Raw genomic sequence first — 24699 nt, forward strand, 5'->3', positions numbered from 1 at the left:
GGTGAATTTTAAGTAGACCTGCCATCAGAACATTAGAGGGTAGGTTTTTTATGGTTGTATTTTAACGTCTGTTTGATATGGTGGTGGTGGAAGGTTGGTTATGGGGGAAATTATGACAAACATAAAAGAATTAGCTGGGCTTTTAGTTATGGGCTTGTTTTTCAGCCTTTTCACTTGGATAATGATTGATTCTTATCTGGGGGAGTACGATTTAGCTTCAATTCGATCCGCAGAAGCGACAGTCATTGATAAAACAGCAAGTAAAGGATTATTCACTCCTCCTACCTATTTTGTTGGGGTCGAACTTGACGATGGGGAAGAGATTAAATACCGCAACCGTGTCTCCAAAAGTCAGATAGAGAACATTGAAATTGGTGATACGATTAATGGTTATTTGACAGGTGCTACAACCTTTTTGACGCTCCGTGACATACTCATTGATGGCCTCTATTACTTGATTGCTATTTTTGTTCTTGCGTTTATTGCTTTCTGTTCAATCGTGGCCTTTATCTTCTCCATTCCTGCATTGGAGCGTTTAGAAGAGAAGGAATCCTCTAAGCGATTTGAAAAATGGAAAAGAATGAGGAAAAAGAAACGAAAGAAAAAGAAGCGAAAGAAAAAAGTAGATTGGAGACAAAGCGCTTGGAGAAATGCAGGTATTGTCATTGCAATTTTTCTATTCATTGCCAAGAATTTTGTAGTGAACCTGATTCGAACAGTGCAGCCATTCGGAAAGACAAAAACGGAAGCTACTGTCGTTGACCGATTCGAGTATACGACCTATCGGAAATACGAAGACTCGATTCGGGAATTAACCATCTCTTATAAAAATCATGCGGGCAGAACGATTGAAATGGCCAAAGACGTAACGCGACACACCTATCCGCAATATGGCATAGGGGACAAACTACCGATTAGCTATCGAAATGCCGATTCGTATGATGTGTTTGTTCGGGGGAATTCTATATGGGATTATCTTCTGTTATTTACATACACGGAATTGCTTGTTTATCTTGGTTTGATTGCTGTGAGTGCATTCGTTATTTGGGCTTTTCTGGATGAACATAAAGACAAAAAAATGTTTCGGCGAAAGTTTAAAAGGAAGGGCGATAAAAAGTAAGGTAGCAAATGGATAGGATGCGGACATGCTGGTTTAGCCATGCATGTCTTTTTTGAATATTGTTGTGCAAGCAACTTTTATGACAGTTTTTTAAAAATGCGATTTGTTTTTAGCGTAGTGGATAGTCAATATTAGCTAGTATATTTACTTAAATATGTAATTCTTTGGAGGCGGGTTTGACTCCTGCCGTCTCCATAGAGATATATTTGATATATTTGGAATGGGAGTTAAAATCTAGTTCAATACCACTATACATTAACGTTTCTGAATGCTTTTTCAAATATTAACCATCCCTTCGTACTTTTTCACCATTTTATAAAAAGATATTTTCTTCATATCTGCTTCTTCCATCGCTTTAACAGTTCCCGCGAAACTTATTCGACCCCGTTTTGGGGTCGAATCATATTATTATCAATATTAATTTACTGCAGAATAAGTTTCTCGAATTTGTCGACATGTTCATGTTGTTTTAAAACCAAGTAAAGAAGCATGCATTGTTTGAATGAATGCAAATCGATATTCAATAATTGTTGCAGTTGTTGCAACCTGTATGACAGAGTGTTGCGGTGAATGTACAGTTTCCTTGCGGCTTGGCTCATGTTCAATTGTTCTTCGCAATAGACAAGGAAACTTTTAATGAGTGCAGTCCCATTTGCATGACTGTGTAGTTTTTCAATGTAATTATCAAGCGTTTGTTTAGCAGGTAGTTTTATTTCCTCAACAAGGGCAAGGGATAGTAGATTCCAATCGTCGATGGAGACAGTTGATTGTTGGAAGTTATTCCTTCTAGCAATCACCAAAGCTTTCCTTGATTGTTCATAGGACTGTAGAATTGCCCCGATTGTTGAGGAAGAGCCGCTATATGATAACATAAACTTGCTGTCTAAATCTCTGTTTTCTAAAAACATCCTTAACGAATCGGATGCATAATCTAATCTTTCTTTTAATGAAATCATATCATCTGAATTGACATGTTTTAAAATTAGCCATTGACCCGTGGTTAAGGGGGCAACGATATCCTGATCATTATCAATGAATAATTTTGTTAAGCATAAGAAAAGATCCTGTTCTGTTTGGTTAAACGTTTGTGAATTTTCGATAGAAGGAGTTTGATCAATTCCGAACGGGATATCCAATAAAATACAGCATCTCGATAGCCCTAGTGCAAATCCGTGCATTTCACAATAGTTTTGAATTCTTCTGAAGTTCTCATCATCCTTATAACTGAGAAGACGTTGAATAAAATCGCGAATCGTTTCCATTTGAGAGGCAACTATTTTAGAGCGGAAATTTTTTATTAGAAGCATTTCAATATGGGATTGGACAAATTGTACGTACCGTTCGACTGTCGCAGGGTCACCTATAAGTCCAAGTACACCGACTGTTTCTTGTTGGAAGCTTAGAGGGGCAGCAATTCCTGGTAAGACGTTGACAAGTCCAGCAGTTTTTTCTTTCGAGAAGAACATAATTTTACCTGACTTGGTGACTTCCCTAGTAACGATGTGATGCGAACCAAGTCGGTTAATGTCCGTACTTCCTATAATCATTCCCGTTTTATCTGTGATACTAATCGGAATGTCTAGTATTGAAGAAAACTGTTCTACGATTGACTGTGCATAGTGCCCAATGTCTGGCAATTCCATCCCTCCTTACTTTAATTCCACATTTATAATTAATTGTATTTTCAGAAGACTATCTATTTATTATTATACCAGAAGATTGTGCACATTGGACATTTTCTTTAGAAATTATGAGCGTATAATATAAGAAAGGTTAATTCAGTTGATGGGAGGAAAATCATATGTTGGTGTTGAGTGGGAAAGATCAAATTAATTTAGCAGATATGAAAGAAATTTTACAATGTGTAGAGGTGGCTTTGAAAGAGTTCTCCGCATCAAATACGGATACGCCAATTCGAACGATTCTTCCGTTTGGCAAAGAAAGTTCTGGAGTCATTATGCCGTCGGTTGCGGAAGGTTTACATGCAATGGGACTAAAGTATGTGACAGTTGTACCGACTAATAAGGACCTTGAAAAAAAGGTGATTCATGGGGTTGTTTTACTTTCGGACATAACAACGGGGGAGCCGCTTGCATTACTAGAAGGATCTTATTTGACACTCATTCGAACAGGGGCATTGTCGGGTGTTGCAACAAAATATTTAGCGCGTCAAGACGCCAAAAACTTAGGGATTATCGGTACTGGAGAACAGGCGAAAGGACTGTGTGAAGCGATTCTAGCGGTGAGGGATATCGATACAATCTATCTATACAATCGAAGTGAAGAGAAGGCAGAAGAATTTTCGAAGTTTATGGTAAGCAAGTTCCAAAAGGAAGTTGTTATTTGCAAAGATCCAAATGAACTTGTTCGAAAATCGGACGTTCTCGTCACGGCTACAACTTCGATGTCGCCGGTGTTTTCGGATAATTTACAGCCGGGAATCCATGTAAATGCAGTCGGCTCATTCCGACCCACAATGCAGGAGCTACCAACATCTGCTATTTGCGATGCGGCTAAGGTGGTTGTTGAAGCAAGAGAAGCGGCATTGGAAGAAACAGGGGATTTACAAATTCCGATACAAGCGGGTGTGTTTTCTGAATGTGAAATTCACGGGGAACTTGGGCGAATTGTAAGTAGAGAACTAGCAGGAAGAGAAAATGAGCAGGAAATAACAATATTTAAATCGGTCGGACTTGCCATCGTCGATATTGTCGTTGCAAAATACTTTTACGATAAAGCGTGCAAAAATAAAGTCGGGGTTACTGTTGATTTATCGTGAAATATCCGGAGACAGACTATATTTTTTGAGAGGAGAATAACAACTTGAAAAAAGCAGATATCATTATTGTTGGTGGGGGAGTAATGGGTTCAAGTACTGCTTATTCATTGCGTAAGAATGGCTTTGAGGGGAGCATTCTCGTTTTTGAAAAAGATCCAACGTATGAATATTCATCGACAGCGCGAAGTGCAGGCGGTTTTAGACAATTATATTCAACGTCTATCAATATTCAATTAAGTCGGTTCAGTTTGGAGGTATATAAAAACTTTGCAGATGACATGGAAATTGACGGTGAAAAAGCTGAAATTGATTTCAAACAACGAGGTTATTTATTTTTAGCAACTGAACAGATGTTGCCTGCATTTACAAAACAACTTGCGTTGCAAAATAAGCTTGGTGTTCCTTCTGAAATACTTTCATCCGTGGATTTATCGAATATTATACCGGAGCTGGAAATAGGTGACCTTGTAGGTGGATTGTACTGTAAAGAGGATGGTTATCTTGATCCGCACTCTGTCATGCAGGCTTATCGTAAAAACGCGCAAGCAATGGGAGTAGAGTATATTTCTGCAGAGGTCGCTTCGTTAACTACGGAAGGTGGACGAATGACTGGTGTTCAATTAGTTGATGGGGCAACTTATTCCGCACCGATTGTTATTAACTGTGCAGGTGCTTGGGGAGCTGATTTAAGCGGAGCGATTGGATTGCCATTACCGGTTGTGCCGCTGAAACGTCAAATGTACATCTTTGATTCTACTAAAAAATTAGAGAAAATGTTACCGCTTACAATTGATCCGACGGGAGTCTATTTCCGCCACGAAGGTGATAAAGTAGTAGCTGGATTTTCGGAAGATGTGAAACCCGGTTTTGACTTTAATTGGAAACGATCATCATTTGATTATTTATGGCCCATCTTGGCGCACCGAGTCCCGAATTTCGAAAGACTCAAATTGGAATCGGGTTGGGCTGGCATGTATGACTATAATACGGTGGATCAAAACGCCATCATTGGAGAACATCCATTAATGGAAGGTTACTTTGTTGCACTTGGATTTAGCGGGCATGGAATGCAGCAGGCGCCCGGGGTAGGGCTTGGATTGGCTGAGTTAATTTGTAAAGGGAAATATGAAACGCTAGATTTGATGCCACTTCGTGTGGAACGATTTGCAGAAAATGATCTAGTGTTGGAAGATGCAATTGTGTAACTATCGGACATATGAATTTTATTAACAAACTAAAGGGGGATGGGTTCATTGCATACGATTATAATGGTTGAGTTTATATTGTATCTTGTGATCATGCTCATTGTCGGTTATCTCGTAAGTCGGCGTTCAAAAGGTCATGCTGATTTCCTCCTAGGGGGAAAGCAATTACCTGGTTGGGCGTTGGCATTTTCTGAACGTGCCACTGGAGAATCTGCTTGGCTTTTGTTAGGATACACAGGTTTTGTTTTTGCTACAGGTTTATCAGGAGTTTGGGTAGCTGTGGGAATTGCTTCTGGTATTATTTTTGCTTGGTTATTCTTAGCGAAACGATTTATGGAGGAAGCAGAGAAAACCGGCGCACTGACGTTACCTGGCTATTTGGCATACCGTTTCGGAAACCATGGGAAAATAATTCTTTGGCTCTCTACTATTCTAATATTTAGCTTTATGATGTTTTATTTTGGAGCACAAATTGCCGGAGCCGGTAAAACATTATTGGCCGTATTTAATATTCCTACACAGGTTGGGGCGGTGTTAAGTGTTGTTGTCGTTATTATACTTGCTTATATAGGTGGATTCGTAACGGTTGTTTGGACGGATATGATACAAGCAATCATGATGCTTGTAACGCTAGTCGTATTACCGATTGTAGCTCTCGTTCATATTTTAGCAGCCGATTTGTCTATTAGTGCGGCTCTAGTAGCAGCTGGACCTTCGATGGATTCGTGGACTGGTGGGGCGATTGGCTTCTCATTAGGGCTATTACTTTTTAATAACTTTGCTTGGTTTTTCGGTTTCCTTGGTGGACAACCACAACTAAGTGCTCGGTTTATGGCCCTTAGAAGTAAGAAAGAAACAAACCAAGGAGGTTTCGTTGCAATTACTTGGACGATATTGGCATATGGTGGTGCGTTCATGATTGGGATTACGGCGCTCACATTGTACCAAGGTCAAGTGTTCGATGATGTCGAAATGATTTTACCTTTCATGATTCTTGACTTGATGCCACCATGGATTGCCGGTATTTTACTTGCTGGTATACTTGCCGCAATCATTTCTACGGCAGATTCACAGTTACTTGTCATTACAAGTTCGGTCAGTGAAGATATTATACGACATGCCATGAACATGAATCTATCTGAAAAGAAACTAGTAGCCATCTCTCGACTTGCAATTGTTGGTGCAGGAATCGTGGGCTTAATCATCGCCTTGACCTCTAAGTCGCTAGTCTTTCTCGTCGTTAGCTGGGCATGGGCTGGAGTAGGGTGTACGTTGTCGCCCGCAGTCATCTTGACGTTCTTCTGGAAACGATATTCCGGTATCGGTGTCATCGCGACAATTATCTCTGGATTCGTTAGTACAGTTATCTGGATCTCAACTCCACTCGATGCGATTGCGACTTCTCGTTTTACAACGTTTTTTATCGCAGCCGCATTCGGTATTGTTTTCAGCTTACTGTTCCCAGATAAAAAAGATGAAGAATTGAAAGATGAAGAATTAAAATATGAAGAATTAAAAGAAGAAAATAAGACGTCAGTTCCTCTGGAAGTTAACTAATTATTGTTTCTAGATGAGAATGTATGAAAGACACGGACTTTATAGTTCGTGTCTTTATTCAATCAAGTAACTTATTGTCGCATAAATGCAATAATAATGCTGAGTTGAATAATAAATGAACCAGAAAATGGAAGGGTAATAAAAACAAGAAAAATATTAAAAGAAAACAGTTCCTGGTACTTCTATAACAATAGCCGTTTATGATATAAGGCGAAAATTATAAAATACTCACCGGAGGAAGAACAATTTAATGTTGTGTATTTCACCCTATTCTCATATCTACACCCTTTGGATGAAATGATGACAGCCAGAGGTCACCGAACCTGTGAGAGGCGCATGAATTTATTCATGTGCCTACTCGATTTCATTGTAATAATAAAGCGTCATTGTAGATTGACCTGTTTTCACGACAAGCCTACGCTCGATTAATTCGGCAAATAGTTTATAAACTCCATCGCGAGAAATGTTGGTAGCCTTTTGCAAATTGGCTCGAGAAGCAGGTCCATTTTCCTTCAAGTGTTGCAGCATGGCTCCCTCACAATCCCTTCTGTTGAAAGCCTTGATAAATCCCTTTACTTAATATAAATAAAAGGATAAGAAAATTTGGATTAGGAAGTATAGAACAATGAGACCTAAATTCCCATTACCAGAAACAGCTTTATTTGGTTGTGGCTTGAAAGTAACTATATCTACCAGGAAGAATAACAATGTACTTGTAATAAGAATAATAATAAAAGTTGTAAATAAGGATTTTTTAAAGTTTGATTTAATAAACTTATACCCTATAAACAAAGCATAGATTGGAATGATTAATAAAAATATAGAGTTCATGTTCGAATCCTCCTTTGCTTTACTTATAAGGTTATAAAAATATTATATAACTACTCATCCTATCTAAAAATCTGTACGACAAAAAGAGGGGAGCATTGTGCGTGTTGCCTCTCTGTGAATGGGTCATCTAATTATGGACGTCCTAAGAACCAGCTCGTAATCTGTTGGACCGTCGAAGGAATCATCGAGAAGTCGTGCGGGCGTTTTTAGTTCTTCCAGCAATTCCAATCGACAACAATCAAGAGGAACAGAGATCCGCTCGATTAAAGTCCAACAAAAATCCACGCCATTACAGAACTACTAGAAACGGGTACGTTTAGTTAAACCTACAAGCGATAGAAAATAGAAAATAAGAAACCCCTCCAAATTTATGAAGAGGGGCTGAGTAGTTACAAATTTCCTTTATTTTATATAATTTACTAATCCCATTGCCATATCATTGTTGTTATCGTTCCAGTTTAACCAAATGGTACCTGTATTACCTGATCCCCCATCTGGATCCTTAATCGCAAACTTTGCCACACTTCCATGATCATATCCAATACCAGCAACAAAATGATAATCCACATAAGTACCTTCTCTTATCCAAAAATCAAATCGTAACCCAACCGGCTTGTTGAGATTAATCATGTCTTTGTAATGCGCATAGTAACCATAGGCTCTATATGACCATGTTTGCCATTTGTCGGCTGTATAGTTTTCCCTTACATGCTTGGCTAATCCTGATCTATATTGGGTCATAGAAGTTCCTATTGAAGTAGTACCTAGATCACTATACATATGATTGATAAAAGACCCTACGGTACTATAGTTTGAAGTTCCCTTTACATTAAATCCTTGACCTTTTAGGTAATTGGATATCATTGCTGCAGTTGCTGGACCACATGCAGAGTTTGGTTTATTTACCCCAGAACTCCTTTGCCATAATCGAGTTACCCCTAAAACTTTATAATTAGTAGCCATTATAGAAAATTGATTTGACGGGTCATAAGATAGTAGCTTGTTCCATTCTTCTTTATTTTTTATATCTTTTTTTACAGTTGGAATATCTTTCTTTAGAAGTTTTTCATAAGCATGAGATTGTTTTTTATTTTCCTTTTCAAGGTCTTTTAACATCATAGCTTTACTCTTATTAAACTTTCCAATTACCTCATTATTATCTTTTCCATAAAGGAATTGGAGTGGACCTAGGTAATAAAGCTTTTTACCTTTGTCTAAAAGATATTCGTATTCAGAATCAAGAATACCTTCTCCGTATTGAAGAATAGGGGCACGTTCTGTTGTGGCCGAGACTAGGATATGATTTGTATTACCTTCACCTGTTTTGTAAGTGAGATAGTATCCCAATAAACTTTCATCAACATCATAGAGATAAGTTTTTAACGTAAAATTTTCTACACTATCTATTTCCCCAGCATAAACAGACTGTTTAAGTTCGTTTAATGCTGCTTTTTTAGCAACATCTAAACTGATTTCTTGAGACGCTTGAACACTTTTTATTGGGATGCCCCCCAAAATAATTAATAAGGCTGTGATAAAAAATAACAAATAACACTTTTTCAACTAAACCACTCCCTTTATTTTAATGCTCATATAATTCTGCATAATTACCAATAATCCTCTATTTATAATAAATTTTATATTTAATACTTTCTTGTCAAAGACACCATTCATTTCTTCATATAACGACGGTTACTATAAGCGTTATGGCGAAATGTACTTGTCCTTATGATGGTAGGGGTACGACTAATGAAACCTCTGTAATGGAGGTGGAGGAACAGCCCCAAGTCTAGCGAAATGGAATGATTGTTTTCCAAACGTTCGTCGCACCGATCTGGTAAGAACGTGGGATTTCCACAGTGCGAGCTCTTAGGAGGAAATTTGTCTAATGGTAACGAGGAACTTATAGTCTAGTACAAATCGTTAGATGGAACGCGGAATGACGGGAAACTGTCACGTTCCGTGTGGAGCAGGGGAAAAGCTGGAGATAACTTCAAATGCTTACCTATTGCCAACTTTACTTAACAACAGAAGATTGTCTTTTGACGGTCATTTTTATTTGCTTACAATACGAACGTGTAGAAGGCGACCTATTTTTGGATGGACGGTCGCCTTTTTATTTGTTCAAAAAGAGGTATTCATATTAATGAAGAAGAATAATAGAGTAAAGAATAAAATGGGTAATTATTAAAGTGACGAGGCAGGTTAGGTGAATAGTGTTGTTTAACTTGTGTTCAACAATCGGGCCAGATTGCTGAATAAGATGCTTTTATTAAATGGAGGTGGTATAGTTGGAAACTTTCGATGATAGGTTGACTCGTGCATTTGAACTCTTTGATAATAGTAAGCTTTTTGAAGCTGAAGAACTTTATAAAGAATATACGCCTTACTAATCTCAAGGGTAAATTATAAAGAGAAAATAACCGGTATTTAAATATTTTTTTATAAATTGACCGTCTTAGTTATAGAAAGCTTAGTTATTATCAGGGGGGTTCGAATGAAAGAATTAATTAAGTATGAGTTATATAAAACTTTCAAGCAGAAAAGTATTTACTATGTGTCTATACTGTTGTTGATTTTGTCAGTGTTTTTCTTATTACAGATGAGGGACCATCTCTTCATTATCTTTATAAAAAATGGGAGGGACCTATAACTACACAAGAACTTCAATTTGCCCTTAAAGAGGATAAAGTAATACAGAAACAGCAAGATAAAGGAATGGATGTCACGTAGGAAAAATTAAAACTTCGCAATTTTTATAAGGATGTATTGAATATCGGAACTTACCAGGAGAAGCATGAAAAGACAATACAAAATTTAGATAAAACAATGGATACGATTGAAAAAAGTAACTCGGAATATATTTATCGAAACCTTAAATTACAGAAGGAAATGGTGAAAATTATAAGTTTTCAGGAACTTCACTACCATAGACCAGCAGCGCAAATGATTGTTTATATTAGTACAAACGGGCTTGTTTTTATTGGTGCTCTTATTATTGTGGGAATATCAACAGTATTCACTCAAGAGTGGGCGACTGGTGTTGATCAGTATATGTTAAGTTCTAAGTTTGGACGAAAAACTATTGTCCACGCTAGATAATTGCCTCAATAATAATTTGCACCTACCATTATTTCAGCGGAAATTCAAAATAGGGAACATTATCTAAAGAGAAAACGGGTTAGAACTTCGAATTTGTTTCTGATATTAAGCCAACTGATACTTCTCTAAAAGAAACTCCTAATCTCGAAGATTTATACTTATTCTACTTTGACCAAGAGAATATTTAATCAAGGTATTGACAATTTTGGTTATATAATCTTACGGGCGTTATGTCTACTAAAGGTGCATGCAACATACAAATCCGTTCAGGCGATCAAATACCTTCTTGAACTAACGGCAGGTTAGTTCAAGAAGGAATTGGCTTCTTATGAGATAGTAGTAAATATAAAAATATAAAGGGTGTGGTAGTAATGGAACCGATAATCATAATTGAGTTATTTTTTATTACAATATGTATTTTTGCATTGGGTCTATTAACTTTTTTATTACCTAAGAAAGTAAGGAAGTTTATTTGGGGTATATTGGGGGTCATCTTAATTTGTAGTTATATCTATCAAGGGGCAATTAGACCTTTGATTATAGAGCAACAAACTGGAAAAGCCATAGAAGTATTAAAAGGTCATTTAGAAGAAAAACATCCAATGGATTCATGGGGAATTACAGACACAGACGACATTAAAATAGAACCTGTCATAAATCTTCATGTAATTTTCGATAGTGAGCCAAAAGTAGTTTATGAATATACAGTTAAAGATACAGTGGTAAGGCAAGTAAATATGTGGACTGTATCAGGCACATCGATAGGAGAAAGTGGAATTGAACCACAACATGCCGAATAGCGATAAGAGTATGTGAAGCATTTCACTTAAACTAACGGGTGCTTTAGTTAATATTTCGCCAAAAACGCTCAGAAATTCTGAGCGTTTTCATTGTTTTTTATATAGCTATTTCACTGTTGAAATATATGCTGATTAACCTGTTATTTACGTTATTAATTGATTTTTTCTCCCCATCAACCGAACCCGTTATTAAATGAGTTGTCGCCTTATAAAAATCAGTTAATACCATTCGTGCCTTTCGCATGGTTCATTAGTTCTCTAGTCGGATTAAATTGAATGGGAAGAAGCGAATTGGCACCATGTAATAGAAAGAGAAACAGAAGAAGAAGAACAGAACTTGTCCTTCGAGGAAATTGAGTGGTTGAATGAGTGGGTTAAGGAAAATGAGTAAGTTGAGAAAACAGAAATATCAGGGAAGTCGTTGTATAAAAAACGCTTACTGAACCGAAAGAGTAAGCGGACAAAAGTATAAACTAAAACAATTTTACACAAGGCTTATAAGAACTATTGATCTAACAGTGTTTAAGGGATATAATCGAAACCGGCCTCGGGGATGTTTAGACTTACGCCGTGGGCACGGATCTAGGTCTTCTCAAAGTTTTGTACAATGTTGCACAGGGATGGGAAGTATCCTTTTAAAATACTCACCGGAGGAAGAACAATCTAATGTTGTGTATTTCACCCTGTTCTGACAGGTACACCGTCCCGTTTTTCACACAAATAAGTAATCATGTTTTTGAACACGATCCATACCACACCGGAATCGGATTTAACCAATTTCCTATTCTGGATACTTGGATTCTTTCCAACTATCCCCTGGTAGTTATTTAATAAATTATAACTTTGCCTTCGAAGAAAGCCGTGTTCGCACGTTCGCCAATTTCTTATAGTATCAACTAACAAGCAGGGCTTTTTTGAAGTTTGCAGACCGTTTTTACTTTCTAGTAAGGTTGCGTTATGCTCATTAGGCACAATTGTGATATTATAGGATAAGTCATGATTTTTATTGAGCGTAATGAAAGGATGATAAATAAATATGAGTAACAACGAGCTTCCGAAAACCGTAGCTTTCCACACATTAGGATGTAAAGTAAACCATTATGAAACAGAAGCAATCTGGCAACTTTTTAAAGATGCCGGCTACAATCGTGAGGATTTCAATAAAAACTCTGACGTTTATGTGATTAACACATGTACTGTTACGAATACAGGAGATAAAAAAAGCAGGCAAGTAATCCGACGTGCAATACGAAATAATCCGGATGCGGTTATTTGTGTGACGGGATGTTATGCACAAACCTCGCCTGCAGAAATAATGGCGATTCCGGGCGTTGATATTGTCGTTGGAACGCAAGATCGCTCAAAACTATTAGGTCTCATTGCTGAATATCGGGCAGAACGTCAACCGATAAACGCAGTTCGTAATATTATGAAGAACCGTGTTTATGAAGAATTAGATGTCCCTACATTTACTGACCGCACTCGTGCGTCCCTTAAGATTCAAGAGGGTTGTAATAACTTCTGTACATTTTGCATTATTCCTTGGGCACGCGGTTTAATGAGATCTCGTGATCCGCAAGAAGTAATTCGTCAAGCTCAGCAATTGGTCGACGCTGGTTATTTGGAAATCGTTTTGACTGGCATCCACACAGGTGGGTATGGTGAAGACTTAAAAGATTATAACTTAGCGGCATTATTGCGTGACCTTGAATCGGAAGTTAAAGGATTAAAACGTCTCCGTATTAGTTCCATCGAAGCAAGTCAATTGACTGACGAAGTTATCGATGTCTTAAATAATTCATCAATCATCGTTCGCCACTTACATATTCCAATCCAATCCGGATCGAACACGGTGTTGAAGCGGATGCGTAGAAAGTACACGATGGAATTTTTTGCAGAACGTCTTGACCGTCTCCGAGAGGCATTACCGCATCTTGCGATTACTTCGGATGTCATCGTTGGATTTCCTGGCGAAACAGAAGAAGAGTTCATGGAAACGTATAATTTTATTCGTGACCAACAATTTTCGGAACTTCATGTTTTCCCGTATTCCATGCGAACAGGCACACCCGCGGCACGAATGACCGATCAAATAGATGAGGACGTTAAAAATGAACGTGTTCATCGATTAATCGAATTGAATGACCAACTTGCAAAACAATATGCTTCTTCTTTTGAAGGCGAAGTATTGGAAGTTATTCCAGAAGAGAGATATAAAATAGATGCCGAAAGCGGTCTTTATGAAGGTTATTCGGATAATTATTTGAAAGTTGTTTTCCCGGCTGATGAAACGATGATAGGTAAAATTGTTCGTGTAAAACTGACAAAAGCTGGTTACCCTTACAATGAAGGACAGTACGTTCGAGTTATCGAAGAACAGGAAGCAATTGTTTAACTAGATTAGATTGCTGTACTCAACCATGGAAGAGTACAGCTTTTTACTTGTAAATGTACAGCCTAATTATAGGAGGAAAATTAAATGAATAAAGATTTTGCTAAATTTATCGACCACACTGTACTTAAAGCAGATGCAAAAAAAGAAGAGATAGTAGAACTTTGCGAAGAAGCTAAAATGTATTCTTTTGCTTCAGTTTGTATCAATCCAACTTGGGTGAAGACAGCAGCAGCTGCACTTGAAGGGTCATCAGTAAAAGTATGTACGGTGATTGGTTTTCCACTAGGTGCATCGACTTCAGAAGTAAAAGCATTTGAAACGAAAAATGCAATTGAAAATGGCGCCACAGAAATCGATATGGTGATTAACATTGGCGCATTGCGCGATGGAGACGACGAAACTGTCAAAAAAGATATTGCATCTGTTGTTGAAGCCGCAAAAGATAAAGCGATTGTGAAAGTAATCATTGAGACATCTTTATTAACTGACAATGAAAAACGTACTGCGTGCGAACTAGCTGTCGTTGCCGGTGCCGACTTTGTGAAAACCTCAACTGGCTTTTCTACAGGCGGAGCAACTGAAGAGGATGTCAAATTAATGCGAGCGGTAGTTGGACCTGTAACAGGAGTGAAAGCTTCTGGCGGTGTTCGTAGTTTCGAAGATATGCAAAAGATGATTAATGCGGGTGCCACAAGAATAGGTGCAAGCTCTGGAGTTCAAATTATGAGCGGTTTGAAATCAGAAACAGATTATTAAGCCCCATGCAGAGGTAATTGGTCGATGTTGAAAATAGGACACAATTACATAAAAGTATGATTTGTGATTGATTTAAAGATTAATATTGACCACTCCAAATTAATAAGGTATAATATCTAGGTACATGGCACTTGGCCGTGTTATCCAAGTGTGTTCGGAGGGAGGGACAAGAGATATGTCAAAAACTGTCGTTCGTAAAAACGAATCGCTTGAAGACGCTCTTAGACGTTTCAAACGTGACGTTTCCAAAAGTGGAAAAATACGTGAATCAAGAAAGCGTGAGTATTATGAAAAGCCAAGCGTGAGACGCAAATTAAAGTCTGAGGCTGCAAGAAAGCGTCGTTAATACTTGTATACGTCTCTACTGTTAAGTTTGTAAATTGATCATCAGATTTGAATGCTAAACCGGAAAATCCAATAAGGGTTTTCCGGTTATTTGTCTACGTTTCAAATACTATAAACACTTTAATTTAAATAAAGTGAAACTTTTAGCCTTTTCATCCGTATTAAAGCTATAATTAAGTATAGGTATAGAGGGGAGGTTTATGATGAATATATTGATTAGAAGATTGCTCCTCTTCGTTATTTTTGTCACGGCTATAACGCTACCTTTCATGGAGTCCAACGCTAAGACTACAAAAGTGTATAAAGTTCCGATTGAAAATGTGGTCGAAAAGGGTCTGCATGAGTTTTTGCAAAGATCTTTTTCTGAAGCTGAAGCAGCTGGCGCAGAGGCAATTATTCTCGATATTAATACACCAGGCGGATTTGTAGATGCAGCAGGTCAAATTGCGAAATTATTAGACACCACGAAAAAGAAAATGGAAATAATTGCGTATATCAATGATGATGCTTTGTCTGCTGGCGCATTCTTGGCTTTACATGCGGATAAGATCTATATGTCGCCTAATGGACGTATCGGAGCGGCGGCGGTTATCGATTCTGCTGGAAACGCGGCGGACGCTAAAGCCGAAAGCGCATGGAAGGCAGCTATGAAAAATGCTGCTGAATCCTCCAATCGCAATCCTGACTATGCGTTGGCAATGGTAGATGATTCTTATGATTTTCCCCAATATCGAGCGGGAGTTGGCAAATTACTAACACTTACTGCAAGTGATGCTGAAGACGAAGAAGTTAAATATAGTGAAGGAACAGTTTCTTCATTTAATGAGTTATTGAAGGTGACCGGTTATGAAAATGCTGAAGTAATTTCAACAGAAGAAACAATATCGGAAAGAATTGCTAGATTTATCACGCATCCAGTAGTCGTTCCAATCTTGCTTTCATTGGCAGGTCTTGGACTTGTGGTAGAATTGTATTCGCCGGGATTCGGTGTGCCAGGAACGATGGGAATTGTTTCTTTGTTACTCTTTTTCTATGGCCATCTTGTAGCTGGGTTGGCGGGATATGAGTCGATTATACTATTTGTTGTGGGTGTCGGACTCATTGTCGCTGAGGTTTTTTTAGCCGGTGGAATTGCGGGTATTCTTGGTGCAATGGCGATAATCGGCAGTATTATATTAGCAGGTGGCAATCCAATGAATATGGCTATTTACGTATTAATTGCGCTTGTCGTTGCTGCAATAGGGACGGTGATTATTATCAAGTTTTTCGGAAAGAAATTACACCTGTTAAATAAAGTTGTCCTTATGGATGCTACCGATACTGAAAGTGGGTATGTTTCAAACGTCAACCGGACAGAATTAGTTGGACGTATCGGAAAGACTTCAACGCCATTAAGACCAGCGGGTACAATTGAGTTAGATGGTGAAAGAATTGACGTGGTTTCCAATGGAAGTTACATTGACAAAGGAAAAAGTGTTATCATTATAAAGGTTGAAGGTTCTCGTGTAGTTGTACGAGAATCAGAAGAGAAGGGGGAAATTTAATAATGGATTTTGCTATTGATGCAGGTATGTTCGGAATTATCGCTGTTGTATTTGTTGTAATCATACTTTTGGCGATATTTTTCACACTAGTCCCAGTAACACTATGGATCTCGGCAATGGCTGCTGGTGTCCGCGTTAGTATATTTACACTCATAGGAATGCGTCTTCGTCGGGTTATTCCGAATCGAATTGTTATTCCATTGATTAAAGCACATAAGGCGGGACTTGACGTTGGAATCAGTCAACTTGAAAGTCACTACCTTGCAGGAGGGAACGTTGACCGTGTCGTGAACGCTCTGATTGCTGCACACCGTGCAAACATCGAGCTACCTTTCGAACGTGCAGCTGCTATTGACCTAGCAGGCCGTGACGTTCTTGATGCGGTTCAAATGTCCGTAAACCCAAAGGTAATCGAGACACCATTTATCGCAGGTGTTGCGATAAACGGGATTGAAGTAAAAGCAAAAGCGCGTATTACAGTTCGAGCAAATATCGACCGCCTAGTCGGTGGAGCTGGTGAAGACACTGTAATTGCACGTGTTGGTGAAGGTATCATTTCTACAATCGGTGCTGCACAGACTCATGCAGAAGTTCTCGAGCATCCAGATTTGATTTCGCAAACTGTCCTATCAAAGGGTCTCGATTCAGGTACTGCATTCGAAATTCTTTCAATTGATATCGCAGACGTTGATGTCGGAGAGAACATTGGTGCAAACCTTCAAACTGAACAAGCTGAAGCAGATAAGAAAATAGCACAAGCTAAAGCAGAAGAACGTCGTGCAATGGCTGTTGCAAACGAACAAGAAATGAGAGCTAGAGTTGAAGAAATGCGTGCTAAAGTTGTTAGCGCTGAAGCAGAAGTACCAATGGCGATGGCAGATGCACTTCGTTCAGGGAATATTGGCGTTATGGACTACATGAACTATAAAAATGTCCAATCTGACACAAGCATGCGGGATTCAATTAGTAAATATGGTACTGAAAACCCAGATACAGAAAATCAATAAAACCTTGCGATTTTCAGTGTTCGCTTGATTAGTACTAATTCCCGGAAAGGGGATGTTATAAATGGAAAGTTTTCTTCCAATCATTATCATTGCAATCCTTGGGGCTATTTTTAGCGGTAAAAAAAACGCCAAGTCATCCGGGGAATCGGAGGCGAAACCTTTCGCTGCCGGGCAAAAACAAACGGGCAGTCCTGTAAGGAAATTTAAAGAAGTGTCTACTGAAATGTATAAAGAAATACAACGTGAATTTCAACAGGAAACTGAAAGGCAACAAACTCCGCAAAGAACACAAATGACTCCGCCTACTATTCAACCGAAATCTACGGCGGAGGTTTCAAAGAAAACAACTGGAAGAGAACGTCGTGAAACGTTTAAAGGAAGAAAGTCTACAAGAGGTCATGCTAAAAATACGGATGAAATTGTCAAAAAAGAAATAGTCCTTGAATCGTTAGTGCCGAAAAGCAAAGATGATTTAATTAAAGGTGTTATTTTTTCCGAAATTTTTGGTCCGCCAAAGTCTAAACGCTAATCATTGATCCCCTGTACATTTCATAAGATATGTACAGGGGGTTTATTATTTGAAAAAATTATTTAATACAGGATCTTTAATTACGATTAATGAATTTTCTTCAATACAAATCAACGGCCCATGTGAGCTTGTAACACTTGGACCAGATTTTGCCAAAGTGAAAAGCGGGAATTACGTCATTGAAGCCACCGGGGATGAATTATTAATTGATTTATTATCAGAGGAAATTGCAATAATCTCATTTGATTCGATTCAATCAGTTACAATTGCCAAATTGGATAATGAGGTAAATCGTTATGATCTCTAAGCGCTATACAATACGTATTGCAAAAAACAAAAATGTGACGACTTTTCTTACAAAACTTAAATCTTTGGGGACAACTATAACATTACTAACAATAACGGATGGTGTAGTGGATTTTCGTACAGACCGTAAAGGGGTTCGAAATGTCCGGAAGTATCGAAGACGATATGGATTGAAAGTAAAAATCACAACAACGGATCGTGACGCCGGCTTAGCCGCACTATTTAACTCATTTCGTTTTTTAATTGCGCTTTTTATCCCTTTAGCGTTTTCGTTTATTCTTTGGTCCGTTAATGTGGAATCAGATGTTCCTGAAGTAGCAGAACGAATTGAAGGTAAATTAGACAAAGCATCAATTGTTCGTTTTCGTCCTCTTTCCCTAATTCCAAATGAAGATGAAATTCGTCGGTATTTAATGCAGGATGATCCGTCATTGTCTTGGGTAAGATTTAAGCGAAGCGGGGTATCTTTAACCGTTATTCCAATGCTTTCGCCAGCATCTGATATTGATTCCATCGAGGAGGGGCCGCCGTCTGACCTAGTAGCCCGAACAGGCGGGATGATTACGCGTTTTGCATTAACACGAGGGGAACGTACGGGACATACTTATATGACGGTTAAAAAAGGGGATTTATTGGCAACGGGTATACTTGAACAAGGCGATAAAAAGGTTGTCGTCGGGGCTGAAGGCGCTGTATTTGCAGATTTTTGGGTAGAGTATAAATTTAGTTTGCCGAAAAGAGTTCAATACACGGTGCAAGGCGAAGAAAAAGTTGAATTTATATTTCAAAATCCGTTGAAAAACAAAAATACAACTGAATTTTGGAAGTTGTTCACTACAAAAAGGACGATCAGCGAGGTTAACACCGAATTTGAATTGGTTGAAGGAATGGAAACGACTATCATCTTGGAACTGATTAAAAATCAACTATCAGCTGAATATGGACATGAGGCGACGATAAAAGATAATAAAGTTTTGCACGTCTCATTCGATAATGATAAAGTTAAAGGGACTATATTGTTTCTTATAAATGATAATATCGCTATGAAAAGACCGATAGCCAAGGAGACTGAAGCAAATGACTGAACGATTAATCCAACTGCATGTTGAAGACCCCAATGAAGCGGTAATGCTTTTAGGGAATTCTGATCAAAACATGAAATTGATTGAAGAGGAGCTTGGTCTTTCGATAATGACGAGAGGCGATTCGATAACATTAAACGGAGATGCTGAAAATCAGGAAATGGGTCGCGCGCTGATTGAACAGCTAATCAAAGTTATACGAAAAGGGATCAATATAAACCAACGTGATGTCGCCACAGCAATCGAAATGGTGAAGGGCGGGACAATCGAATATTTTTCCGAACTTTATGATGAAGAAATTTCGCGTGACGTCAATGGAAAAGCAATTCGTGCAAAGACGATTGGACAACGGGAATATATTCAAGCAATTCGTTCTAGAGATTTAGTGTTTTGTATCGGGCCAGCCGGAACTGGGAAAACATTTCTCGCGGTGGTATTGGCTGTTCATGCAATGAAGTCAGGTTCTGCAAAACGCATTATATTAACAAGGCCAGCTGTTGAAGCGGGTGAGAGCCTAGGCTTCCTTCCGGGAGACTTAAAAGAAAAAGTGGATCCATACCTAAGACCTCTTTACGATGCACTACACGCTGTACTGGGCGCCGAACACACGGAACGTCTTATGGAGCGCGGCGTGATTGAGATTGCCCCACTTGCTTATATGAGAGGCCGTACCTTGGATGATGCATTTGTTATTCTAGATGAAGCGCAAAACACGACAAAAGCGCAAATGAAAATGTTTCTCACGCGCTTAGGTTTCGGCTCTAAAATGATTATAACAGGAGATAAAACGCAAATTGATTTGCCGCGGGGCATGGATTCGGGCTTAATAGCAGCGGAAACTATCTTGAGAAATGTCTCTGATATTCGTTTTCAATATTTGGAGGCAGGCGATGTTGTGCGACATCCACTTGTCGCTAAAATAATTGAAGCGTATGAAGAAGAACAAACATCGTAACTGCCATTGATTTTAGTTCAAATGTTATATAAAAAAAGGGTGCTAAAGCGCCTATAGCGTGATTTCGGGGGATGAGATCTAATGATGCAGCCTATACGAGACTTTATCAATGCTTTAAAATTCAAATACTTTTCACTGTTTATAATCGCTCTATTTTCACTCGCCCTCTTTTTTATCATGTATGGAAATGTACAAAAAGAGACGTACGAAATTAAACGTTTTCAAATTGCATCCGAAGCGATTCGATCTATTAAAACAGTAGAGGATACTACTAAAACAGAACTAGAAAAAGAACGTGCGGCAAATGAAGTAACACCCGTGTATCAATTTTCTGAAGATGTCGCTAATAATCGACAAGCAATTGCGGCAAATATTTTCAATTTTTTTATTGAAGTGAAAAAAAGTATTGAGACTGATGATATTGAACCCAAAGCACCTCTGGTTATTCAGAAAAAGTCCATTGAAGATGTCCGGGAGAAACTGTCTTTTCTAGAAGAAGAGGAACCAGAATTACAATTGGATGAAGAGTCTATCATCAGTCTTCTAAGCCAAGATGTGGTTGTTCTTGAAAATGTGCGGGATTTTGTCATGGATGCAATCGGTTTTGAATTGATGAATAAAATACGGTCAGATGAATTGTCGATTAAAAAATATGATATTGAAAATAAAATGCGGATGGCGAATATTGTTCCATCAACAATAAAACAGCCTGTCATAACCATTGCACGTACGCTAATTGTTGAAACAGAAATAATTAATGAAGAGTTGACCAAAGCTAGAATCGAAGAAGCGAAAGCTGCAGTTGAACCAATTCGAATATTGCAAGGACAGGTTATCGTCCGTGAAGGCCAAGTGATTGATAATGAAGTTTATCGTCAATTAGAAATTGCTGGACTATTAACCAATCAGTCTCCTGTGAAACCGATGGCAGGCATTATTTTATTCATCTTTGTTATCAGCTCCGTTATTTTTATGCATTTTAGCACGTGGCAAGAAAATACGTTGGCGAAAAGGAAATCACTTGTTATTATTCTAGTTGTTTACTTCCTTCAAGTTGTCATTATGAAGTTAATCTCACTAATTGAGCCTGAATTTGATCTGTTAATCGCTTTTTTATTCCCAACCGCACTAGCATCTATGTTGGTTAAGTTGCTGACAAACGAACGACTGGCGCTTACGATAACGATTGTGACTGCGGCAACAGCCGGAATTATTCTGCAAGATGGATATGCTGCCATTATCCAAATGGAAGTTGCATTATACATATTATTTGGTGGGCTCACTAGCCTTTATTTACTTGGCAATGTTAGTCGCAGATCGACTATATTAGGGACTAGTTTAGGAGTTGCCGTATCCAATTTACTGTTTCTAGCTTTCTATTTACTTATGACTCAAACTTCTTATACCTTAACGGAATTGGTCTTTTATGCGGTCGCCGCCATTACTTCGGGCCTCATTTCAGGTGCATTAACGATTGGTTTATTGCCATTTTTTGAAACCGGTTTCGGCATATTGTCGGATATTCGCTTAATTGAACTTTCAAACCCAAATCATCCATTGTTAAAAAGAGTCCTAACTGAAACACCAGGGACCTATCATCATAGTGTAATGGTTGCTAATTTAGCAGATGCCGCCTGTGAATCAATTGGCGCAAATGGGCTTCTAGCACGTGTAGGATGTTATTATCATGATATCGGTAAAACCGTTAGACCTGGTTATTTTATTGAAAATCAACATACTGACAAAAATCCGCATGATTTGTTGCCGCCCGAGAAAAGTCGAGAGATTATTATTGCGCATGCTGAAGACGGGGCAAAGCTATTGGAAAGGCATAAAATGCCACAAGAAATTATTGCGATAGCGAAACAACATCATGGTACGAGTTTATTGAAGTTTTTTGTATTTAAAGCGCGTGAATTAGGCGATGATGTAAATGAAGAAGACTACCGATACCCGGGCCCCAAACCGCAAACGAAAGAAATTGCTATTATTTCAATCGCTGACAGTGTCGAAGCCGCAGTCAGATCAATGAAAGAGCCAACATCCGAGAAAATCGCATCCCTTGTGCGCACAATCGTTTCTGACAAATTAAATGATGGCCAATTTGATGAATGTGATCTATCTATGAAAGAACTGAAAAAGGTCGAACGTGCAATGTGTGAAACATTAAATGGTATTTTTCACAATCGAATTGAATACCCGGAATAGGTGCGAAGGGAGGAACTAAAAATGCTAGAAATTTATTTGATTGATGAGACCGATTCAATCAATGATGAAATTCAACAATTAGTATCGAATATTTTGAAACACGCTGCTAGTGAAGAAGGTATTTCAGGAGAAGCGGAAGTGTCAGTGACTTTTATGTCTGACGATGAAATAACAAAGGTGAATGCTGAGTATCGCGGTATGAATCAACCGACTGATGTCATTTCTTTTGCATTAGAGGAGATGTCTGAAGGCGAAGTGGCAATCATTGCACAACAAGGAATCCCTGTTGTGCTTGGCGATATCATTATTTCAGTCGATACGGCCGAGCATCAAGCAAAAGAGTACGGGCATGACATAAACCGTGAAATTGGATTTTTAGCACTTCATGGTTTTTTACATTTGCTCGGTTATGATCATTTAACCAAAGAAGATGAAGTGAAGATGTTCGGAAGACAAAAAGAAATTCTTCATTCCTATGGGTTGGAGAGATAGTCATATGCAGAACTTTATAAAGGCATTCCGCTATGCTTTTGAAGGAATTCTTCATGCAGTAAAGACCGAGCGCAATTTTAAATTCCATCTTATCGCTGCAGGTATCGTGATTTTGTCAGGATTATTAACAGGTCTGGCAGATTTTGAATGGTATATAATTCTTGTGTTAATTGGCGGTGTGCTATCACTTGAATTGCTAAATTCGGCGATTGAACGAGTAGTAAACTTAGTGACTATGGAGCGTTTGCCACTCGCTAAACAAGCGAAAGATCTCGCGGCAGGCGCAGTTTTAATCTTTGCAATTTTTAGTGCTGTTATCGGTCTACTGATTTTTATTCCAAAATGGATACCTTAACTGGAGGAGTGATTTCATGAATCAAGAAAAACTTATTATTGAATCAAAAACGGCAAGAGAAAAAGCCTATGTACCTTACTCGAAATTTCCGGTCGGGGCGGCATTACTCGGGGAAAATGGAATTGTCTATCATGGCTGCAACATTGAAAACTCTGCATTTAGCATGACGAACTGCGCAGAAAGGACGGCGTTTTTCAAAGCTATTTCTGAAGGAGTTCAATCATTTAAAGCTCTTGCCGTTACGGGTGATACCGATGGGCCAATATCGCCTTGTGGTGCATGCAGGCAAGTAATCGCAGAGTTTTGCGATGGCGAGATGCCGGTATATTTAACAAATTTAAAAGGTGATGTAATGGAAACGACAGTGGCAGAATTGCTTCCAGGTGCATTCTCAAAGGAGGATCTTGCATATGCAAGAAAACAGTAACACATTCAAATCTGGTTTTATCGCGATTGTCGGTAGACCCAACGTCGGGAAATCAACATTTCTTAATCATGTAGTTGGGCAAAAAATAGCAATTATGAGCGATAAGCCGCAAACTACTCGAAATAAAGTTCAAGGAGTCGTCACAACTGACGATTCTCAACTCATTTACATCGATACGCCCGGGATACATAAACCAAAACATAAATTGGGCGATTTCATGCTTAAAGTGGCTCGTAATACATTAAGAGAAGTCGACATCATTATGTTCATGGTAAATGCAGAAGAAAAAATCGGACCAGGCGATCGGTTCATTATCGAAATGCTTCAAAACACAGAAACGCCTGTCTTCCTAATTATTAATAAGATTGACTTAGTTCATCCTGATAGCTTATTAGAGACCATTGTTTCGTATAAATCAGAGTATGACTTTGCTGAAATCGTTCCAATTTCCGCATTAAACGGTAATAATACAGATCGTTTACTTGAAACGGTAAAAAAATACTTACCTGAAGGCCCCAAGTATTATCCAGATGATCAAGTAACAGATCACCCTGAACGATTTATCATTTCCGAATTCATCCGTGAAAAAGTTCTTCAATTAACTCGGGAAGAGATTCCACATTCAATTGCCGTAGTGATAGAAAAAATAGAGCGTGAGAAAGATCGTGACATGATTAATATTATGGCCACAATAATCGTTGAACGGGATTCGCAAAAAGGAATTGTGATAGGAAAAAGAGGCGCGCTTCTCAAAGAAATCGGAACAAAAGCAAGACACGATATCGAAATGTTATTAGGATCAAAAGTTTTTCTTGAACTATGGGTAAAAGTGCAAAAGGACTGGCGTAACAGACCGGGTCGTTTGAAAGAATTCGGTTTCGATGACGATGAATACTAAGAATAT

The 24699-nt window shown here is 38.4% G+C and carries 23 protein-coding genes; 20 read left to right on the forward strand and 3 right to left on the reverse strand.

All coding sequences use genetic code 11. The features are described from left to right. The first annotated feature begins 112 nt into the window (after window positions 1-112). Window positions 113-1120, forward strand: coding sequence for a hypothetical protein (locus tag JSQ81_RS00985; protein WP_212605897.1), 1008 nt, complete (start codon window positions 113-115; stop codon window positions 1118-1120). A 422-nt stretch (window positions 1121-1542) separates the two neighbouring features. Here the strand turns inward: JSQ81_RS00985 and JSQ81_RS00990 are convergent, their stop codons facing one another. After that, entirely contained in the window at window positions 1543-2757 is a 1215-nt protein-coding gene (locus JSQ81_RS00990; RefSeq protein WP_212605898.1) for a sugar diacid recognition domain-containing protein, read from the reverse strand. 164 nt (window positions 2758-2921) lie between these two features. Here JSQ81_RS00990 and JSQ81_RS00995 point away from each other — a divergent pair, with 164 nt between their 5' ends. From JSQ81_RS00995 to JSQ81_RS01005, 3 genes are read left to right on the forward strand one after another with little or no spacing between them, the layout of a single operon-like run. Further along, window positions 2922-3899: an ornithine cyclodeaminase family protein gene (locus JSQ81_RS00995; protein WP_212605899.1), complete on the forward strand. Its 978-nt coding sequence runs from the start codon at window positions 2922-2924 to the stop codon at window positions 3897-3899. A gap of 44 nt (window positions 3900-3943) precedes the next feature. Continuing rightward, a complete protein-coding gene (locus JSQ81_RS01000; protein ID WP_212605900.1) occupies window positions 3944-5104 on the forward strand; it encodes an NAD(P)/FAD-dependent oxidoreductase in 1161 nt (386 codons plus the stop codon). 48 nt (window positions 5105-5152) lie between these two features. Then, complete coding sequence (locus tag JSQ81_RS01005; protein ID WP_212605901.1) at window positions 5153-6661, forward strand: sodium/proline symporter; 1509 nt, start codon at window positions 5153-5155, stop codon at window positions 6659-6661. A gap of 354 nt (window positions 6662-7015) precedes the next feature. Here the strand turns inward: JSQ81_RS01005 and JSQ81_RS01010 are convergent, their stop codons facing one another. Together JSQ81_RS01010 and JSQ81_RS01015 are read right to left on the reverse strand one after the other, a co-directional pair. Continuing rightward, window positions 7016-7189, reverse strand: a complete 174-nt coding sequence (locus tag JSQ81_RS01010; RefSeq protein ID WP_212605902.1) for a hypothetical protein — start codon at window positions 7187-7189, stop codon at window positions 7016-7018. Between the two features lie 705 nt (window positions 7190-7894). Beyond that, on the reverse strand, window positions 7895-9055 hold the full coding sequence (locus JSQ81_RS01015; RefSeq protein ID WP_212605903.1) for a C39 family peptidase: 1161 nt from the start codon (window positions 9053-9055) through the stop codon (window positions 7895-7897). Window positions 9056-10261: 1206 nt separating this feature from the next. On the opposite strand from JSQ81_RS01015, the gene JSQ81_RS01020 reads away from it, so the two are divergent. From JSQ81_RS01020 to era, 16 genes are all read left to right on the forward strand, one after another. Continuing rightward, entirely contained in the window at window positions 10262-10594 is a 333-nt protein-coding gene (locus tag JSQ81_RS01020; protein WP_212605904.1) for a hypothetical protein, read from the forward strand. Window positions 10595-10965: 371 nt separating this feature from the next. Then, window positions 10966-11394, forward strand: coding sequence for a hypothetical protein (locus JSQ81_RS01025; protein WP_212605905.1), 429 nt, complete (start codon window positions 10966-10968; stop codon window positions 11392-11394). A 1036-nt stretch (window positions 11395-12430) separates the two neighbouring features. After that, entirely contained in the window at window positions 12431-13789 is a 1359-nt protein-coding gene (gene mtaB / locus JSQ81_RS01030) for a tRNA (N(6)-L-threonylcarbamoyladenosine(37)-C(2))-methylthiotransferase MtaB (protein ID WP_212605906.1), read from the forward strand. 84 nt (window positions 13790-13873) lie between these two features. After that, complete coding sequence (deoC, locus tag JSQ81_RS01035) at window positions 13874-14545, forward strand: deoxyribose-phosphate aldolase (RefSeq protein ID WP_212605907.1); 672 nt, start codon at window positions 13874-13876, stop codon at window positions 14543-14545. A 175-nt stretch (window positions 14546-14720) separates the two neighbouring features. Next, on the forward strand, window positions 14721-14891 hold the full coding sequence (gene rpsU / locus JSQ81_RS01040) for a 30S ribosomal protein S21 (RefSeq protein WP_210469026.1): 171 nt from the start codon (window positions 14721-14723) through the stop codon (window positions 14889-14891). A 202-nt stretch (window positions 14892-15093) separates the two neighbouring features. Next, the gene (locus JSQ81_RS01045) at window positions 15094-16434 is read left to right on the forward strand and encodes an NfeD family protein (protein ID WP_212605908.1); all 1341 of its coding nucleotides are present in this window, start codon (window positions 15094-15096) and stop codon (window positions 16432-16434) included. 2 nt (window positions 16435-16436) lie between these two features. Further along, a complete protein-coding gene (gene floA / locus JSQ81_RS01050) occupies window positions 16437-17441 on the forward strand; it encodes a flotillin-like protein FloA (RefSeq protein ID WP_305849473.1) in 1005 nt (334 codons plus the stop codon). Window positions 17442-17502: 61 nt separating this feature from the next. Continuing rightward, window positions 17503-17970, forward strand: a complete 468-nt coding sequence (locus JSQ81_RS01055; RefSeq protein WP_212605909.1) for a hypothetical protein — start codon at window positions 17503-17505, stop codon at window positions 17968-17970. 49 nt (window positions 17971-18019) lie between these two features. After that, window positions 18020-18277 carry a hypothetical protein gene (locus JSQ81_RS01060; protein WP_212605910.1) on the forward strand — a complete coding sequence of 86 codons (258 nt, stop codon included), beginning with the start codon at window positions 18020-18022 and terminating at the stop codon, window positions 18275-18277. After that, window positions 18267-19361, forward strand: coding sequence for a sporulation protein YqfD (locus JSQ81_RS01065; protein ID WP_212605911.1), 1095 nt, complete (start codon window positions 18267-18269; stop codon window positions 19359-19361). Before JSQ81_RS01060 ends, JSQ81_RS01065 begins: the two co-directional genes overlap by 11 nt. Then, window positions 19354-20313, forward strand: a complete 960-nt coding sequence (locus tag JSQ81_RS01070) for a PhoH family protein (RefSeq protein ID WP_212605912.1) — start codon at window positions 19354-19356, stop codon at window positions 20311-20313. The genes JSQ81_RS01065 and JSQ81_RS01070 overlap by 8 nt, the downstream gene beginning before the upstream one ends. A gap of 81 nt (window positions 20314-20394) precedes the next feature. After that, the gene (locus JSQ81_RS01075; RefSeq protein ID WP_212605913.1) at window positions 20395-22521 is read left to right on the forward strand and encodes an HD family phosphohydrolase; all 2127 of its coding nucleotides are present in this window, start codon (window positions 20395-20397) and stop codon (window positions 22519-22521) included. 21 nt (window positions 22522-22542) lie between these two features. After that, window positions 22543-23013, forward strand: a complete 471-nt coding sequence (gene ybeY / locus JSQ81_RS01080) for an rRNA maturation RNase YbeY (RefSeq protein ID WP_212605914.1) — start codon at window positions 22543-22545, stop codon at window positions 23011-23013. Window positions 23014-23017: 4 nt separating this feature from the next. Further along, window positions 23018-23368 carry a diacylglycerol kinase family protein gene (locus JSQ81_RS01085; protein ID WP_249336596.1) on the forward strand — a complete coding sequence of 117 codons (351 nt, stop codon included), beginning with the start codon at window positions 23018-23020 and terminating at the stop codon, window positions 23366-23368. Window positions 23369-23384: 16 nt separating this feature from the next. Further along, window positions 23385-23795, forward strand: a complete 411-nt coding sequence (locus tag JSQ81_RS01090) for a cytidine deaminase (protein ID WP_212605916.1) — start codon at window positions 23385-23387, stop codon at window positions 23793-23795. Next, entirely contained in the window at window positions 23779-24693 is a 915-nt protein-coding gene (gene era / locus JSQ81_RS01095) for a GTPase Era (protein WP_212605917.1), read from the forward strand. The genes JSQ81_RS01090 and era overlap by 17 nt, the downstream gene beginning before the upstream one ends. Window positions 24694-24699: the final 6 nt, after the last annotated feature.

It is taken from the genome of Sporosarcina sp. Marseille-Q4063 (assembly GCF_018309085.1).
Taxonomy (GTDB): Bacteria; Bacillota; Bacilli; order Bacillales_A; family Planococcaceae; genus Sporosarcina.